We start from the raw sequence: 15,061 nt of genomic DNA on the forward strand, positions 1-15,061 counted from the left end.
GCGGTTGCGCTCGGGCTGGACGCTGGCGGCCTGGCGGTCACATGGGTCCCGGTGCGCCGAGCCGCCTGAGGGCGGCGGAGCTCCAGGCACGCTCACGGCACGACGGGGAAGCAGAAGGGCCGTGAAACCGCGTATCCGCAGGTCAACGGCCCTTCGTGTCATGGTCGGGGTGACAGGATTTGAACCTGCGACCTCTTCGTCCCGAACGAAGCGCGCTACCAAGCTGCGCCACACCCCGTGGCTGTGCAGCCGTCGACCTTCGTCGCCGGACAGCGTCGACAATGCTAACCCACGGCGGGGTGTCCTCCCAATCCGCTCGCGCCGCCGGCCGGCGGACAGGACTCAGGAGGTCGGAAGCAGGGTCAGCAGGGTCGCGCCGGGACGGCAGGCGAAGCGGAACGGGGTGTACGGGTTACCACCCAGTCCGGCGGAGACGTGCAGCCAGGCCGCGTCCGCGGGCGCGTCGGACGACGGGGTCGCACCCGCTCCCGGCCACCACCGGGACAGGCCTGCGGCCCTGGAGGTGTCGAGGTCGCAGTTCGTCACCAGGGCACCGTGGCCGGGCACCTGCAGCTGCCCTCCGTGCGTGTGGCCCGCGACGAGCAGCCGCGCCCCGTCCCTGCTCATCGCGTCCAGCACACGCTGGTATGGCGCGTGCGTCACCCCGATCGTCAGGTCTGCCTCGCCGTCGGCAGGCCCGGCAACCGCTGGATAGTCGTCGTACTCCAGGTGGGGGTCGTCGACCCCCACCAGCTCGAGCCGGACGCCGGCGACGTCGAGCCGGGTCCGCGCGTTCGTCAGGTCGATCCACCCGCGGCCCGTGAGAGCCTCCAGCAGGTCCTCCGTGGGCAGCCTCGACCCGTCACCCGGATCGGCCGACCCCGGGCCGTGCTGCCCGGGAACCGGTCTGTCGGACCGAACCGGGCGTTCGTGACTGTCGTCGAGGTAGCGCAGCGGGTTCTTCAGACCCGGCGCGAAGTAGTCGTTGCTGCCGAGCACGAAGGCGCCCGGCACGTCGAGCAGCCCACCGAGGGTGTCCACCAGGGCGGGCACGGCGTCGTGGGCCGCCAGGTTGTCACCGGTGTCCAGGACGAGGTCGGGGCGGAGGTCGGCCAGCCGGCTGACCCAGGCCCGCTTCACCGACTGGCGCGGGACCAGGTGCAGGTCGGACACGTGCAGCACCCGCAGGGGAGCGGTTCCTGCCGGCAGGCAGGGCACCTCCTCCCTGCGCAGGGCGAACCACCGGGGCTCCACCCAGGTGGCGTAGGCCGCCCCCGCCGCCGCCAGCCCCGTACCCGCGGCGGCCCCGCGCCATACCCGTCCGTCCATGCCCCGATCCTCCCAGGTGGCTCGCGCGTACCGGAGCAGGACCGCCCCACGGTCGGACCGCGTCTGGGGCTCGGGCGGACCGGAGCAGAACCCTCCCACGGTCGGACCGACGTCGGGGGATCCGGCCGGCGACGGTGAGACACTGGCGCCATGACCGAGCAGAGCGGACTCAAGGCGACCCTCCAGCACCACCTCACCGAGGCGATGCGCTCCCAGGACAAGGTGCGCGCGGGGACGCTGCGGATGGTGCTGACCGCCGTGACCACCGAGGAGGTCGCCGGCAAGACGCACCGCGAGCTTTCCGAGGAGGAGCTGCTGCGCGTGGTCGGCAAGGAGGCGAAGAAGCGCCGGGAGGCCGCGGAGGCCTACGCCGACGCCGGTCGGCCCGAGCTCGCCGAGCGGGAGGAGGCCGAGCTGGCGGTGCTGCAGGAGTACCTCCCCGCCCAGCTCGACGACGCCGAGCTGGCCGAGATCGCCACCCGTGCGGTGGCCGAGCTGGGCGTCGCCGGACCGGCGGCGATGGGGCAGGTGATGAAGGTCGTCCAGCCGCGCGTCGCTGGACGGGCCGAGGGTGGCCGGGTGGCGGCCGCCGTCAGGGCGGCGCTCGCCGGCTGACCCGACCGCTCCCCTCCGGGCCGGTGCCCGCGGCACCGGAGAGACGACGAAGGCCCCCGGATGTCGGGGGCCTTCGTCGTGCTCAGATCAGCCGTCGTCCTGCCCGGGCGGTCCGTCACCACCGGGCCCCTCACCGGGCGGCTCCTCCTCGGGCGGGGGTTCCGGCGCAGGCGCCGGTGCGGGGGCCGGGGCCGGCTCGGCCTCCTCCTCGGGCGGCGGCTCGGCGGCCTCGGGGGGGGCTCGGGCTCGGCGGGCGGGTCGGGCTGGCTCGGCGGCGGCGGGGGCGCCGCCGGCTGCTGGGGCGGTGCCGGCTGGGCAGGCTGGGGTGCCGGCTGCTGGGGCGGCGCTGGCTGCTGGGGCGCGGGCTGAGCAGCAGCGGGCGTGAAGCCGTTGGAGACGTGCAGCACCACCGAGGTGGTCGTCCGGATCGAGGAACCCACCCCCGGGGTGGTGTACAGGACGGTGCCCTCGGGACTGCTGGACCCCACCTGCTGGACGGAGGCGGTGAGCCCCTCCTCGCGCAGCGCCTCGCGCGCCTCCTCCTCGTCCATGCCGATCACGTCGGGGATCGTGACCCGCTTGCCGTTGAGGATCTCGTCGGACGGCTCCTCCCAGTCCTCGACCGGCAGGTCGGCGTGCGCCATCTCCATGATGGCCTTCCACGTCGGGGCGGCCAAGGAGGACCCGAAGAGCGGTCCCTCGATGAAGCGGTCCCCGATCTGCATGTCCGACCGTTCCTCACCGAGGACGGCCCCGGTGGGCACGCCCACGAAGACGGCGGTCGACAGCTGGGGGGTGAACCCGGCGAAGTAGGTGTGGCTGGAGTTGTTGTTCGTCCCCGTCTTGCCGGCGGCCGGCCGGTCACCGTCCAGGATCGCGGTCCAGCCCCAGCCGGTCATCTGGACGACCTCCTTGAGCAGCTCGACCGTCCCCAGGGCCACCTCCTCGTCGATCACCCGCTCGCACCCGGGAGTCTCGAGGGGGATCTCCTCACCGCTGCTGTCGACGATCTTGGTCACGGGCAGCGGGGGGCAGTAGACCCCGCCGGCGGCCAGCGCGGCGTAGGAGGTCGCCACGGTCATCGGGGAGGCGTAGTCGGACCCGAGCACGATCGACGGCGGGAAGGGGCTGAACTCCTCGCCCGTGGCGGCCCGCAGGCCCATCTCGGTCATCGTGTCGACGATGTCGCACGTGCCGACCTGGGAGGCGAGGGTGGCGAAGGCGGTGTTGACCGACAGGCCGGTCGCCGTGCGCAGCTCGATCTCCGGGTCGTGGTTCTGGTCCAGGGCGTTGCGGACGGTCCAGTAGTCCTCCCCGATCGTGCAGTCCTCCTGGAAGTCCTCCTTCTGGAAGACCCCGACCGGGTGGGTCTCACCCTCCGGCTGAGGCGGGTCGTCGTCCTCGGGGTTGTCCAGCCACACGCCGTTCTCGTCGGCCAGGCCGGGTTCGGCGATCTCCAGGGTCGTCTCGACCGGAACGCCCTTCTCGAGCGCCTCCACGACCGTGTAGGTCTTGGCCACCGAGCCGATCTCCATCCCGCCGGGGCCGCCGTACTCGGTGTCGACGTTCCAGTTCACCGACGTGCTGCTGACCTTGTCCCCCGACTCGTCGAAGGAGTACTCGCTGGACTGGTTGAAGGCGAGCACGTGGCCGGTGCCCGGCTGGATGATGGTCGCGGCCGAGGCGACGTTGTAGTCGTTCTGGGGGGTCGCCTCCCGCAGGATCTCGCCGAGCTCGTCCGACAGCTCGCGGTCCAGCGTGGTGGTGATCGTCAGTCCCTCGGTGGTCAGCCGCTCGAACCGCTCGTCCTGGGTCGCGCCCAGGGCGGGCTGCTGCAGCAGCCAGGCGGTGACGTAGTCGCAGAAGTAGGGGTTGCGCGAGTTGATGCACGATCGCTGGCTGTCGGTCAGCGTCAGCTCGATCTCGCTCTCGCGGGCGGCCTCCCACTCCTCCTCGGTGATCATCTCCAGGGCCACCATCTTGTCCAGCACGGTGTTGCGGCGGGCGGTGGCCACCTCGACGTCGGCCACCGGGTTGGTGGTCGTGGGCGCGCGCACGATGCCGGCCAGGGTCGCCGACTGCGCGATGCTGAGGTCCTTGGCGCGCACGTCGAAGTAGTGCCGGGCGGCCGCCTCGACGCCGTAGACGTTGTCGCCGTAGAAGGCCAGGTTGAGGTACCCCACGAGGATCTCGTCCTTGGTGAGCCGCTCCTCGAGCGTGACGGCGTACTTGAGCTCGCGCAGCTTGCGGATGTAGCCGTCCATCCCGGACCGGGAGTTGAGCTGCTGGAGGGCGTCGGCGTCCTGCTCCTTGATGGCCTCCGCCTGCAGCGCCATCTTGATGTACTGCTGGGTCAGGGTCGACCCGCCCTGGGTGTTGTCCGTGGTCGCGTTGGAGACGACCGCCCGCGCCAGGGCCTCCACGTCCATGCCGCCGTGGTCGAAGAAGCGCTCGTCCTCGATGGCGACCTGGGCGTCCTTCATGTGCTGGGAGATCTCGTCGCTCTCGACGATGATGCGGTTCTGCTTCGCCGGCGTCGCCAGGATCGATCCGTCGGCGGCCAGGATGCGCGACTGCTGGGCGAGCGGGTTCTGCTCCAGGTCCCCGGGCAGGCGGTCGAACATGCCGACGCCCTCCCGCGCGGCCAGGCCGGCGGCGCCGACGACGGGTGCCGCCAGGCCTGCGGCGATGACCCCCATCAGCACGGACACGGCGAGGAAGATCCCCAGCAGCGAGGTCACCTTCGCGGCAGACAGAGCAGAGCGCATCCGACCACGGTACGGGAGGATCCTGGAAATCCCCGAGGAACCGCGGTCACGGACGGGAGTCGGCGAGGCGGTCGAGGGCGGAGGTCAGCACGGGGAAGGTCGACGCCTCCGGGTCGACGAGGGCGAAGTGGTCCACGCCGGGCAGCTCGACGAGCTCGTCCCTCCCCTCCGTCCCGGCCGCGGCCCACCAGCTCAGGGACACCGCCACCGGCACCTGTGCGTCGTCCTCCCCGTGCACCACCACCACGGGGTATGGCGTGCGCCCCAGGCTCGCGGGGTCCGCCACCGCGTAGCGCCCGGGGACCTGCTCCGGCCCGCCGCCGAGGAGGTCCTGCACCGCCCCGTCGTCCAGGTCGAGCCCGGCCGCCAGGCGCAGGTCGAGGACCCCCGCGAGGCTGACCGCCCCGGACACGCCCCGGGCCGCCGGCTGGTGGAGGAGCCAGACGGCCAGGTGGCCCCCGGCGGAGTGGCCGACGAGGACGACGGGGACGCCGGGGTCGTGCTGCGCCCGGACCGCGGCCAGGGCGGTGAGCAGGTCGGCAGACGTGCCGGGCCAGCCTCCCCCGGGCATCCCGGAACGGACGTACTCGGGGAGCGCGACGGCATACCCCTGCTCGGCCAGGGCGTGCGCGAGGGGGCGCAGGTGCGCCCGGTCCCACTCGGCCCGCCAGAACCCTCCGTGGACGAGGACGACGAGCCCGCGGGCCGACGGCGCGGTGGAGGGCGGGTCGAAGAACTCGCAGACCTGGTGCTCCTCGCGGCCGTACCGCAGCTCCCTCCCCGGCGGTGCCCACCGGTCCAGGACGTCGCGTCCGGTCACCACGTCCACCTCCCTCCGCCTCCCGGCCGGTCCTCCCGCCCGCCGGCGGGGTGCTGGTCCGGCGTCCCTGCTTGTAGTGTCCAGGCATGAGCATCCAGCAGTGGGAGTACGCCACCGTCCCCCTCATCATCCACGCGACCAAGCAGATCCTCGACCAGTGGGGCGAGGACGGCTGGGAGCTGGTCCAGGTCGTGCCCGGACCGGACGGCACCAACCTCGTCGCCTACCTGAAGCGCCCCAAGGGCTGAGAGGACACGTCATGAGCACCGTCGAGCAGCGCCTGGCCGAGCTGGGCCACTCCGTCCCCGAGGTGGCCGCCCCGGTCGCCGCCTACGTCCCCGCCGTCCAGCACGGCGACCTCGTCTACACCTCGGGCCAGCTGCCGTTCGTGGACGGTGCGCTGCCCACGACCGGCAAGGTCGGCGAGGGCGAGGGGCTGGTGGGCCCGCAGGAGGCCGCGCGGCTCGCCGGCCTGTGCGCCCTCAACGCGATCGCCGCGGTGAAGTCCGTCGTGGGTGACCTGGACCGCGTCGTCCGCGTCGTCAAGGTCGTCGGCTTCGTGGCCAGCGACCCGGCGTTCACGGGTCAGCCGAAGGTCGTCAACGGCGCCTCCGAGCTGATCGGCGCGGCGTTCGGCGACGCCGGCGTGCACGCCCGGTCAGCGGTCGGCGTGGCCACGCTGCCGATGGACACCCCCGTCGAGGTCGAGATCACGGTCGCCGTCCGCGACTGACGTCGTCGTGACGGACGTGGAGGACCCCCGGCCCTACCGGGACCTGCCGATGCCCGAGGTCGTCGAGGGGCACTCCCGGGCCTGGCTCGCGACCGAGCCGGCCCGGCGGCAGGTGGCCCGGCCCCGTCCTTCGGCCACGGTCATGCTCCTGCGCGAGGCGTCCGCCGGACCCGGGGTGGAGGTGTTCGTCCTGCGCCGTGCGGCCACGATGGCCTTCGCGCCGGGCATGGTCGCCTTCCCCGGAGGGGGCGTCGACCCCCGGGACGCCGACCAGGACGTCCCGTGGGCCGGCCCGTCCCCGCTCCGGTGGGCCGAGCTGCTCGGCACGGGGGAGGACGTCGCCCGCGAGCTGGTCACCGCCGCGGCGCGCGAGGTCTTCGAGGAGTGCGGGGTCCTGCTCGCGGGCCCGGGCCCGCACGAGGTGGTGGCGGACGTGGCTGGTCCCTCCTGGCGCCAGGAGCGTCAGGCGCTGCTGGACCGCACGCAGAGCTTCGGCGAGCTGCTGGCCCGTCGCGGGCTGGTGCTGCGCACCGACCTGATGGCTCTGCGGGCCCACTGGACCACCCCCGTGTGCGAGCCACGCCGCTACGACACCCGTTTCTTCGCCGCCAGGATGCCCCGGGGGCAGCGGGCGGACGGGGAGACCACCGAGGCCGAGCGGAGCTCCTGGTCCGCGCCGGCCGAGGTCCTCCAGCACCAGCAGGTGGGACGGGAGATCCTGCTTCCGCCCACGCAGGTCATGCTCGAGCAGCTCCGCGAGGTGCAGGACCTCGACGCCTGGCTGGCCGGACCCGTCGCGGTCCACCCGGTCCGTCCGTGGCCGGTCGAGCACGACGGACGGCTGTGGATGCGCTGCCCGGTGGACGCCGCGGGGCACGGGGTCCCGGCCGCGGTGGTCCCGTGAGACCGGGCGCGGCCGCCGACCCCGGCTGGACGGGGGGCGCGTGGGGTGAGCGCGCCGTCTGCGTGCTGTGCCCCAACCCCTCCCCGATGACCCTGGAGGGCACCAACACCTGGGTGCTGGGTGAGCCCGGCGGCGGGGACGTGGTCGTCGTCGACCCCGGCCCCGCGGACGACGAGACCCACCTGCGGGCGGTCCTGTCGCACGTCTCCGGGCAGGGCCGACGGGTGGCCCTGACCCTGCTGACCCACGGGCACGCCGACCACGCCGAGTCGGCCCCTCGGTGGGCGGAGCTGACGGGGGCGCCGGTGCGCGCGGTCGGGCGCGGGCACGACGACCTGGCTCCCGGCGAGCACCTGCAGGTCGACGGTCTCGAGCTCCTGGTGGTGCCCACCCCGGGGCACACCGCCGACTCGCTCTCCTTCCTGCTGCCCGCCGAGCAGGTGCTGCTCACCGGTGACACCGTCCTGGGCCGGGGCACGACGGTCGTCGCCTATCCCGACGGGGACCTCGCCTCCTACCTGGACTCCCTGGAGCGGCTGGCCCGCCTGACCGGGTCCGGGGCGGCGACCAGCATCGCGCCAGGGCACGGGCCGGTGGTGCCGGACGCCGCCGGCACGGTGGAGTTCTACCTGGACCACCGGCGCGAGCGGCTGGACCAGGTGCGGGCGGCGGTGGCCCGGCTCTCGGACGGGGCCGCCCGCTCGTCCCCGTCGACGACGCCCGCCCGATCGTCCCTGTCGACGGACGGCCGCGACCTGGCGGACCTGGTCGTGGCGGAGGTCTACGCGGACGTGCCGCGCGCGGTGTGGCCGGCGGCCCGCCTGTCGGTCCTGGCCCAGCTGGACCACCTCGGCGAGCTCTGAGGGCAGGGGCGGCGCCTCAGCGCGCGCGGCGGCGCAGCCGGTCCACGTCGAGGAGGGTCACGGACTTGGCGCCCAGGCTGATCCACCCCCGGTGGGCGAAGTCCGCCAGGGCCTTGTTGACCGTCTCCCGGCTCGCTCCGACGAGCTGGGCCAGCTCCTCCTGGGTCAGCTCGTGGGCGACGAGCAGGCCGTGCTCGCCGCGACGGCCGAAGCGCTCGGCCAGGTCGAGCAGCGCCTTGGCCACCCGCCCGGGCACGTCGGTGAAGACCAGGTCCGAGATGCCCTCGTTGGTCCGGCGCAGGCGGTGGGCCAGCCCGGCGAGCATCTGCATCGCGACCTCGGGGTGGTCCGCCAGGAACAGCCGAAGCGCGTCGTTGCCCAGGGAGATGAAGTCGGCCGTGGAGACCACGTAGGCGGTCGACAGGCGCGGGCCGGGGTCGAACAGGCTCAGCTCGCCGAACATCTCGCCCGGGCCGAGCACCTGGAGCAGGCTCTCCCGTCCGTCGCCCGAGGTGCGCGACAGCTTCACCTTGCCGCTGATGACCACGTAGAGGGAGTCCCCGGGGTCGCCCTCATGGAAGACGACCTCGCCCCGGGCCAGCTGGTGGGGGGTCATCGAGTCGGCGAGCCGTCGCGCGGCCTCGTCGTCGAGGGCCGAGAACAGGGGCGCCTTCATCACGATCTGCCGGTCCACGTGCACATACTGCCACCACCGGTGCTCGTCACGGGTGAGCGGGTGTGTCGCGCGTCACGTCTACGCTGGGAGCGTGAGCAGCGCGAAGACCCCCACCGCCGGTGACCGGACCACCTCCGCCGAGCGGGGCACCTCCACCGGCGAGTCCTCCCTGGCGCTGACCCGCCGGGCCCGGCGCACCTACCGCGTCCTGGCCGCGCACTACCCCGACGCCCGGTGCGAGCTGGACTTCGCCGACCCCTTCCAGCTGCTGGTGGCGACGGTGCTGTCGGCTCAGACGACCGACCGTCGTGTCAACGGGGTCACCCCGACGCTGTTCGGCCGCTACCCCGACGCGTTCGCGCTCGCCGTGGCGGAGCGCGCCGACGTGGAGGCGATCATCCAGCCGACGGGCTTCTTCCGGGCCAAGACGGAGAGCCTGCTGAAGCTGGGGGCCGCGCTCGTGGAGCGCTTCGACGGCAGGGTGCCCGGACGGCTCGGGGACCTGGTCACCCTGCCCGGGGTGGGACGCAAGACGGCCAACGTCGTGCTCGGGGACGCCTTCGGCGTGCCCGGCCTCACCGTGGACACGCACGTGGGTCGGCTGGTCCGTCGGCTCGGGTGGACGGAGGAGACCGACCCGGTGGCGGTCGAGCACGCCGTCGGCGGCCTCTTCCCGCGCCGGGACCTGACGCACCTGTCGCACGTGCTCATCTTCCACGGGCGGCGCACCTGCCACGCCCGGCGACCGGCCTGCGGGGCCTGCCCGGTGGCGTCGCTGTGCCCGTCCTCCGGGGTGGGGGAGACCGACCCCGCGGCCGCCGCTCGACTGGTGCGGACCGAGGCGCGGGCGTGACGGCATACCCCGTGCCGGAGTGGTTGCGGGCCTTCGCCGGCTCGGTCCCGGGCCTGGACGGGGACCGTTTCAGCCGCTTCCTGCCCCCGCCCGAGGGTGGGCGTCGGCACTCCGCCGTCCTGGTGCTCTTCGGACCGGACACGGCCGGTGGTGACCCCGAGGAGTCCCGCGTGGTCATCACCGAACGGGCGCACAGCATGCGCAGCCACGCGGGCCAGCCGGCCTTCCCCGGCGGGGCCACCGAGCCCGGGGACCGTCACCCCACCGACACCGCGCTGCGGGAGGCATGGGAGGAGATCGACCTGGACCGGGACGGCGTCGAGGTCCTCGCCGAGCTGCCGACGCTGCACATCCCGGTCAGCGGCTTCGACGTGACACCGGTGCTGGGGTGGTGGCGGTCGCCGGACCCCGGATCGTTGTGGGCCAAGGACCCGCGGGAGGTGGCGCGGGTGGTGCAGCCCACGGTCGGGGAGCTGGTGGACCCGGCCCGACGCTTCCTGGTCCGTCATCCCAGCGGCTTCGTCGGTCCGGCCTGGGACGTGGAGGGCCTGCTGGTGTGGGGGTTCACCGCCGGGATCCTCGACCGCGTCCTCGACCTGGCCGGCGTATCCGGACCCTGGGACACCGGCCTGGTGCGGGACCTGCCTGCCTGAACCGTCGGGACGGGACGGGAGGGGCGTGACGGCCGGGCAGGAGTGCCGGCCGAGGACGCGGCCGAGGAGGCTCGGAGGGTCAGACGGAGGTCGTCGTGCTCGTGCTCGCCGGGACGGGGGCGCCGCCCGTCGTCGGCGGACCCTTGAGCTGAGCCGGGGCCGTCTTGAGGGTCTCCACGGTGCGCTGGGCCTGGGTGATCGCCTTCTCCGGCTTGCCCTTGACCTGGGTGATCTGCTTCTTGCCGATGAGGGCGAGGATGCCGGCGACCAGGAAGAGCACCGCCGCGACGATGAGCAGGCCGGCCCACCACGAGAGCCAGATGGCGATGACGCCGGCGAGTCCGAGCAGGAGCAGCCCCAGCCCGTAGAGGGCGAGCACACCGGCCCCCGCGAACATCCCCGCACCCTTGCCCGCGTGGGAGACGTCCTGCTTGATCTCAGCCTTCGCGAGCTCGATCTCGCCCCGCATGATCTGCGACAGGTCGGTGGAGACGTCGCTGACGAGCTGTCCGATGGTGCGCTCACCGGTCGTGCCGGTGTAGGGCTGCTTGCCGGGGTCAACAGGAGTGGCCATGGCTTGGATGCTAACGCCTGACCGGGGCACGTGCAGGTCCGGGCCGCCCCGCGGCCCCGCGGGCGGCCCCCGGACGCGGGACGGTGCCCGCCCAGCACCCCCTGTACGTGCCGGGCAGGCACCGTGTCGACCCCGGTCCCGTGACAGCCGGTGGGCCGGCCCGTGGGCGGCTCCGCGTCGATACCGAGCACGATGCCACAGGGGGTGGGCCCTCACCAGAGGTCCCAGGTCACGATTTGGCAAGGAGGTCGGCCCGTGCGGCCGAGGGCCCCCTGGGGCGGGCCTCCTAGAGTGGACCCGTGCCCGCCCCGCTCTCCGCCCTCCGTCAGCTCTCCGACCTGCCGGGGGTGGGCGAGGGTGTCGAGGAGGCCCGGGAGGCCTGCACCAGGCTGCGCTGGCACCAGGCGCTGCGGCGCCGCATCCCCGAGGCGGCCGCGGAGTCCCGGGTCCGGGGCGCCACGGCCAGCGCGATGCTCGAGGGGGCCGAGCCCGCGGGCTCCACCCTCAGCTCCCAGGTGGTGCGGGACATGGTCCGCGGCGGCGTCGACCTTCAGGAGCGGGCGGACGACCCGGTATGGCGCGTGCTGGCGGGGGTCGTGCGCGCGACCGCCGCGACCGAGCACGTGGGCGCCGGTCAGCTGCGGTCCCCTGCCCAGGTGCTGGCGGCGCTGCACGCCGCGGCGACCGGCGACCTGCTGCCGATGGACCAGGTGGGGCGACCCCGGACGTCGGGGGAGGAGTGCCGCGAGTGGACCGAGCTCGGGCCGCCGCCCGGACCGGTCGAGGTGCAGGAGCGGCTCTCGGCCGTCCACCAGGTCGTCGCCTCGGTGGTCGGTGGTGGGGCCCCCACGCTCGTCGCCGCCGCGGTCGTGCACGCCGAGATCGTGACGGTGCGGCCGTTCGTGGCCGGAAACGGCGTGGTGGCCCGCGCGCTGGAGCGGTGCATGCTGCGGGTCGGTGGCCTGGACCCCACCGGGGTCGCGGTCCCCGAGGTGGGCCACGCCGACCGGGCGGGGACGGACTACCGCGGAGCGCTCGGGGCCTACGCCGGCGGCGGTCCGGACGGTGTCCGCCTGTGGCTCCTGCACAGCGCCGAGGCCGTCCGACGGGCCTCGGCGGAGGGGACGCGGATCGCCGACGCGGTGCTGGCCGGACGGCTGGTCTGATCCACCGGTCCCGTAGTTGCATCCCGACCGATCAGCGGTGCATACTGAAGGAACAGCGCTCCTCGCAAGAGTCGTAGCGCGGGCGTTCAAGGTCATCCCCCCCTGACCTTGGACGTCGACGGCCCCGGCCCCCCCGCCGGGGCCGTCCCCTTTCCCCCGCCGGGCCGTCCTCTCGTGCGTCGGGAGCCCGCGTGGCCCCGGGTGACCCGACCGTTGCCGTCGGTGGGCAGATCCCGTTCCTGTCGCGGTGCCCCGACCGTCTGCGCGTCGCCGGCATGCCGTCCGGTCCACATCCGGTGGGTGCTCGCTGGCGCTCTCCACACCCCATCCCCGCGCCCTTGGCCGGTCCTGGTGGACCGCCCAGGGTGGGGCGCATGGACGCACCTCCTCCCGACGGCTCCGTCGACGTCGCCCGCACACCGCCTGCCGTGGTGGCAGCGCTGGGACCGTTGGCCGCCCTGGTGGAGGACCGCGGGGTGACGGACGTCCTCGTGAACGGGGACAGCGGGGTGTGGGTCGACCGTGGTGCAGGGGTGGAACGGTCCACGGTGGTGCTCCACGACGACCGCAGCGTGCGCCGCCTGGCGGTCCGCCTGGCGGGCCTCGCCGGGCAGCGGCTCGACGAGTCCAGCCCGTGGGTCGACGGTCTGCTCCCGGGTGGCATCCGGCTGCACGCGTTGCTGCCACCCCTGGTGGACGGCGCGGCCCACGTCAGCCTGCGGGTCGCGCGTCGGCTGGCTCCGGACCTCGGGCAGCTGCGGGCCTGGGGGGCGCTGGACGACCACGGGCTGGGCGTGGTGCGGGCGGTGGTCGCCGCCCGTCGCTCGTTCGTCGTCACGGGCGGGACCGGGTCGGGCAAGACCACCCTCCTGGCGGCGATGCTGGCAGAGGTGCCGGCCACCGAACGGATCGTCGTCGTGGAGGACGTGCGCGAGCTCCAGGTGGACCACCCGCACGTCGTCCACCTGCAGGGCCGGACGAACAACGTGGAGGGTCGCGGGGGCGTCACCCTCACCACGCTCGTGCGCCAGAGCCTGCGGATGAGACCTGACCGGCTGGTCGTCGGCGAGGTGCGGGGGGCCGAGGTGCGGGAGCTGCTGGGGGCGCTGAACACCGGTCACGAGGGGGGTGGTGGAACCCTGCACGCCAACACGGCGGGTGACGCCGTCGTCCGGATGGAGGCGCTCGGTGCACTGGCCGGGATGAGCCGGGAGGCCGTCCACGCCCAGCTGACCAGCGCCATCGACGTGGTCCTGCACGTCGCCCGACGCGCGGACGGCGCCCGACACCTGCAGCAGGTCGCGGTGCTCTCCCGGCCGCGGCCGGGCCAGCCGGTCGCCAGCGTCCCTGCGCTCACCCGTGGAGGCGACGGGTGGGCCGGGGAGCGGGACGCGTCGCGCTGGAGGAGCTCCTGGGAGGGACGGGGTGGTCCTCATGACCGGCGGTGCGACGTTGCTCGGAACGGCACCCGGCCTGCCCGTCGTCCTCGCCATGCTGGTGGCCGCCTCCGCCGTCCTCGTGCGACCGGACCCGCAGGAACCGGGCGGGGCCGCCGACGACAGGGGTCCCCGGAACGTCCGGGGCCCCCGGGACGAGCGGTCGCGGTCCCGGGTGCGCTCCGTGGTCCGGCGGGGGCTGGAGCGGGTGCCGGCGGTGGCGCGGGGACGGGCCGGGGCCGAGGAGGTGCTGCTGCTGGACGGGCTGGCGGCCGCCCTGGAGGCGGGGCTGCCGACCGGTCGCGCCGTGCACCTGGCGCTGGGGCCCGCCCAACCACGAGGTGGGAGCGCCCGGGCCTGGGACGAGCTGCGGCGAACCGCTGACGAGGGCCAGCCGCTGGCACCGGTCTGGGCGCGCGTGGCGCGCCGGACCGGCAGCCCCACCGTCGCGGCGGTGGCCAGGGCCTGGACGGTCGCCGGCGCGACCGGCGCGCCGCTGGCCGCGGCCGTGCGCACCAGCGCCGAGGCGGCCCGGGAACGTCGGCGCCTGCACCGGGCGGTGGAGGTGGCCACCGCCGGGGCGAGGGCCACGGCCCGGGTCCTGGCCCTGCTGCCGGTGGCCGGTCTGGGGATGGCCGCGCTGCTGGGGATCGGCCCGCGCGAGCTGTACGCCCACCCCCTCGGGGCCGGCGCGGCGGTGACCGGGGTCGTCCTGCTCGTGGGCGGGCACCTGCTGGTGGGGCGCATGGTCGCCCGCGTGGTGGGGCGGGTCGCGTGACGCCGGGGTCGGGCTGGGCCGCTGCGGTCCTCGTCCTCGCCGCCGTGCTCTGCTGGCCGTCCGGGCGGACGTGGACACCGGCCCGGACGGAGCCCGGACGTTCCGGGGGGCGGCGCACCTGGCACCCGGGCGGTGCGCGAAGGATGGCGACCCCCACGCGTGGTCCGGTCCTCGTCGCCGAGGCGCTCGAGCTCATCGCCCTGGCCCTGCAGGGTGGTGGCTCCGTGGCCCAGGCGCTCCGGACGGTCGGAGCCGTGATCCCCGGGCCGCCCGGTCGGGAGCTGCAGGACGTCGCCACCGCCCTGCACCGGGGGGAGGACCCCGACGAGGCGTGGGGGTTCGTGGACGCCTGCTGGACACCCGGCGCCCGCAGCCTGCGGCTGGCCCAGGCCGCAGGGGTGGCGCCCGGGGAGGCGCTGGTGGGGGCGGCGCGGGACCTGCGCAGGGAGGCCGTGGCCGACGTCGAGGTCGGGGCTGCCCGCCTGGGCGTCCGGCTCGTGGTCCCGCTCGGTCTGGCCTACCTGCCCGCGTTCGTGCTCATCACCGTCGTCCCGGTCGTGCTCGCACTGACCCGGGACCTGACCTGGTAGGCGCTGCTCTGCGCGCCACCGCCACAGACGTGCGTCCCACCCGGGGACGCACCCACGAAGGAGGGGAACCATGAGAAAGAGCACGATCACCCTGGCGACCGCGGTGCGGGAGCTCAGGAGGGGGAGGGAGTCGGGGATGTCCACGGCCGAGTACGCGGTGGGCACCATCGCCGCGTGCGCGTTCGCGGCCCTGCTGCTGGCCGTGGTCAAGTCGGGCGCCGTCGAGGGCCTGGTCACCACGGTCATCACCACCGCGCTGTCGGTGTCGCTGTGACCCGGCGCGGGCGCCGGGTCCACGACCGG

The 15,061-nt window shown here is 74.5% G+C and carries 16 protein-coding genes, 1 tRNA gene and 1 pseudogene; 12 read left to right on the top strand and 6 right to left on the bottom strand.

The window, feature by feature from the left end:
* Positions 1-161: 161 nt before the first annotated feature.
* Both ACQ95T_RS02220 and ACQ95T_RS02225 read right to left on the bottom strand, forming a co-directional pair.
* Positions 162-238, bottom strand: a tRNA-Pro gene (locus tag ACQ95T_RS02220).
* Between the two features lie 104 nt (positions 239-342).
* Positions 343-1,329, bottom strand: coding sequence for a metallophosphoesterase (locus ACQ95T_RS02225; RefSeq protein WP_425939014.1), 987 nt, complete (start codon positions 1,327-1,329; stop codon positions 343-345).
* 150 nt (positions 1,330-1,479) lie between these two features.
* On the opposite strand from ACQ95T_RS02225, the gene ACQ95T_RS02230 reads away from it, so the two are divergent.
* Positions 1,480-1,944 (top strand): GatB/YqeY domain-containing protein, encoded by a 465-nt coding sequence (locus tag ACQ95T_RS02230; protein WP_425939016.1) that lies wholly within the window; start codon positions 1,480-1,482, stop codon positions 1,942-1,944.
* 449 nt (positions 1,945-2,393) lie between these two features.
* On the opposite strand, the pseudogene ACQ95T_RS02235 reads toward ACQ95T_RS02230, so the two are convergent.
* Both ACQ95T_RS02235 and ACQ95T_RS02240 read right to left on the bottom strand, forming a co-directional pair.
* Positions 2,394-4,712, bottom strand: a pseudogene (locus ACQ95T_RS02235) (transglycosylase domain-containing protein); the annotation flags it as partial.
* Positions 4,713-4,758: 46 nt separating this feature from the next.
* Positions 4,759-5,532: an alpha/beta hydrolase family protein gene (locus tag ACQ95T_RS02240; protein ID WP_425939019.1), complete on the bottom strand. Its 774-nt coding sequence runs from the start codon at positions 5,530-5,532 to the stop codon at positions 4,759-4,761.
* 86 nt (positions 5,533-5,618) lie between these two features.
* Here ACQ95T_RS02240 and ACQ95T_RS02245 point away from each other — a divergent pair, with 86 nt between their 5' ends.
* The 4 genes from ACQ95T_RS02245 to ACQ95T_RS02260 are packed head-to-tail and all read left to right on the top strand — an operon-like array spanning position 5,619 to position 8,032.
* Positions 5,619-5,780, top strand: a complete 162-nt coding sequence (locus ACQ95T_RS02245) for a DUF4177 domain-containing protein (RefSeq protein ID WP_425939021.1) — start codon at positions 5,619-5,621, stop codon at positions 5,778-5,780.
* Positions 5,781-5,791: 11 nt separating this feature from the next.
* A complete protein-coding gene (locus ACQ95T_RS02250) occupies positions 5,792-6,265 on the top strand; it encodes a RidA family protein (RefSeq protein ID WP_425939023.1) in 474 nt (157 codons plus the stop codon).
* A 7-nt stretch (positions 6,266-6,272) separates the two neighbouring features.
* The gene (locus ACQ95T_RS02255; RefSeq protein WP_425939025.1) at positions 6,273-7,169 is read left to right on the top strand and encodes an NUDIX hydrolase; all 897 of its coding nucleotides are present in this window, start codon (positions 6,273-6,275) and stop codon (positions 7,167-7,169) included.
* Positions 7,166-8,032 carry an MBL fold metallo-hydrolase gene (locus ACQ95T_RS02260; RefSeq protein ID WP_431473480.1) on the top strand — a complete coding sequence of 289 codons (867 nt, stop codon included), beginning with the start codon at positions 7,166-7,168 and terminating at the stop codon, positions 8,030-8,032. Before ACQ95T_RS02255 ends, ACQ95T_RS02260 begins: the two co-directional genes overlap by 4 nt.
* Before the next feature lie 16 nt (positions 8,033-8,048).
* On the opposite strand, the gene ACQ95T_RS02265 is transcribed toward ACQ95T_RS02260, so the two are convergent.
* Positions 8,049-8,726: a Crp/Fnr family transcriptional regulator gene (locus ACQ95T_RS02265; RefSeq protein ID WP_425939029.1), complete on the bottom strand. Its 678-nt coding sequence runs from the start codon at positions 8,724-8,726 to the stop codon at positions 8,049-8,051.
* Positions 8,727-8,877: 151 nt separating this feature from the next.
* Between ACQ95T_RS02265 and nth the strand changes: the two genes are divergently transcribed.
* Together nth and ACQ95T_RS02275 are read left to right on the top strand one after the other, a co-directional pair.
* Positions 8,878-9,561 (top strand): endonuclease III, encoded by a 684-nt coding sequence (nth, locus tag ACQ95T_RS02270; protein WP_425940002.1) that lies wholly within the window; start codon positions 8,878-8,880, stop codon positions 9,559-9,561.
* Positions 9,558-10,214 carry an NUDIX hydrolase gene (locus ACQ95T_RS02275; protein WP_425939031.1) on the top strand — a complete coding sequence of 219 codons (657 nt, stop codon included), beginning with the start codon at positions 9,558-9,560 and terminating at the stop codon, positions 10,212-10,214. Before nth ends, ACQ95T_RS02275 begins: the two co-directional genes overlap by 4 nt.
* Before the next feature lie 79 nt (positions 10,215-10,293).
* On the opposite strand, the gene ACQ95T_RS02280 is transcribed toward ACQ95T_RS02275, so the two are convergent.
* A complete protein-coding gene (locus ACQ95T_RS02280; protein WP_425939033.1) occupies positions 10,294-10,788 on the bottom strand; it encodes a phage holin family protein in 495 nt (164 codons plus the stop codon).
* Positions 10,789-11,087: 299 nt separating this feature from the next.
* Here ACQ95T_RS02280 and ACQ95T_RS02285 point away from each other — a divergent pair, with 299 nt between their 5' ends.
* The 5 genes from ACQ95T_RS02285 (at position 11,088) to ACQ95T_RS02305 (ending at position 15,032) form a co-directional block, all read left to right on the top strand.
* Entirely contained in the window at positions 11,088-11,954 is an 867-nt protein-coding gene (locus tag ACQ95T_RS02285) for a Fic family protein (RefSeq protein WP_425939035.1), read from the top strand.
* 374 nt (positions 11,955-12,328) lie between these two features.
* Entirely contained in the window at positions 12,329-13,774 is a 1,446-nt protein-coding gene (locus ACQ95T_RS02290; protein ID WP_431473481.1) for a TadA family conjugal transfer-associated ATPase, read from the top strand.
* The gene (locus tag ACQ95T_RS02295) at positions 13,698-14,168 is read left to right on the top strand and encodes a type II secretion system F family protein (protein ID WP_431473482.1); all 471 of its coding nucleotides are present in this window, start codon (positions 13,698-13,700) and stop codon (positions 14,166-14,168) included. Before ACQ95T_RS02290 ends, ACQ95T_RS02295 begins: the two co-directional genes overlap by 77 nt.
* A gap of 143 nt (positions 14,169-14,311) precedes the next feature.
* A complete protein-coding gene (locus ACQ95T_RS02300; RefSeq protein ID WP_425939041.1) occupies positions 14,312-14,758 on the top strand; it encodes a type II secretion system F family protein in 447 nt (148 codons plus the stop codon).
* Between the two features lie 70 nt (positions 14,759-14,828).
* Complete coding sequence (locus ACQ95T_RS02305; protein ID WP_425939043.1) at positions 14,829-15,032, top strand: DUF4244 domain-containing protein; 204 nt, start codon at positions 14,829-14,831, stop codon at positions 15,030-15,032.
* Positions 15,033-15,061 lie beyond the last annotated feature (29 nt).

The sequence above is a fragment of the Ornithinimicrobium carbonis genome, assembly GCF_050703245.1.
Taxonomy (GTDB): domain Bacteria; phylum Actinomycetota; class Actinomycetes; order Actinomycetales; family Dermatophilaceae; genus Ornithinicoccus.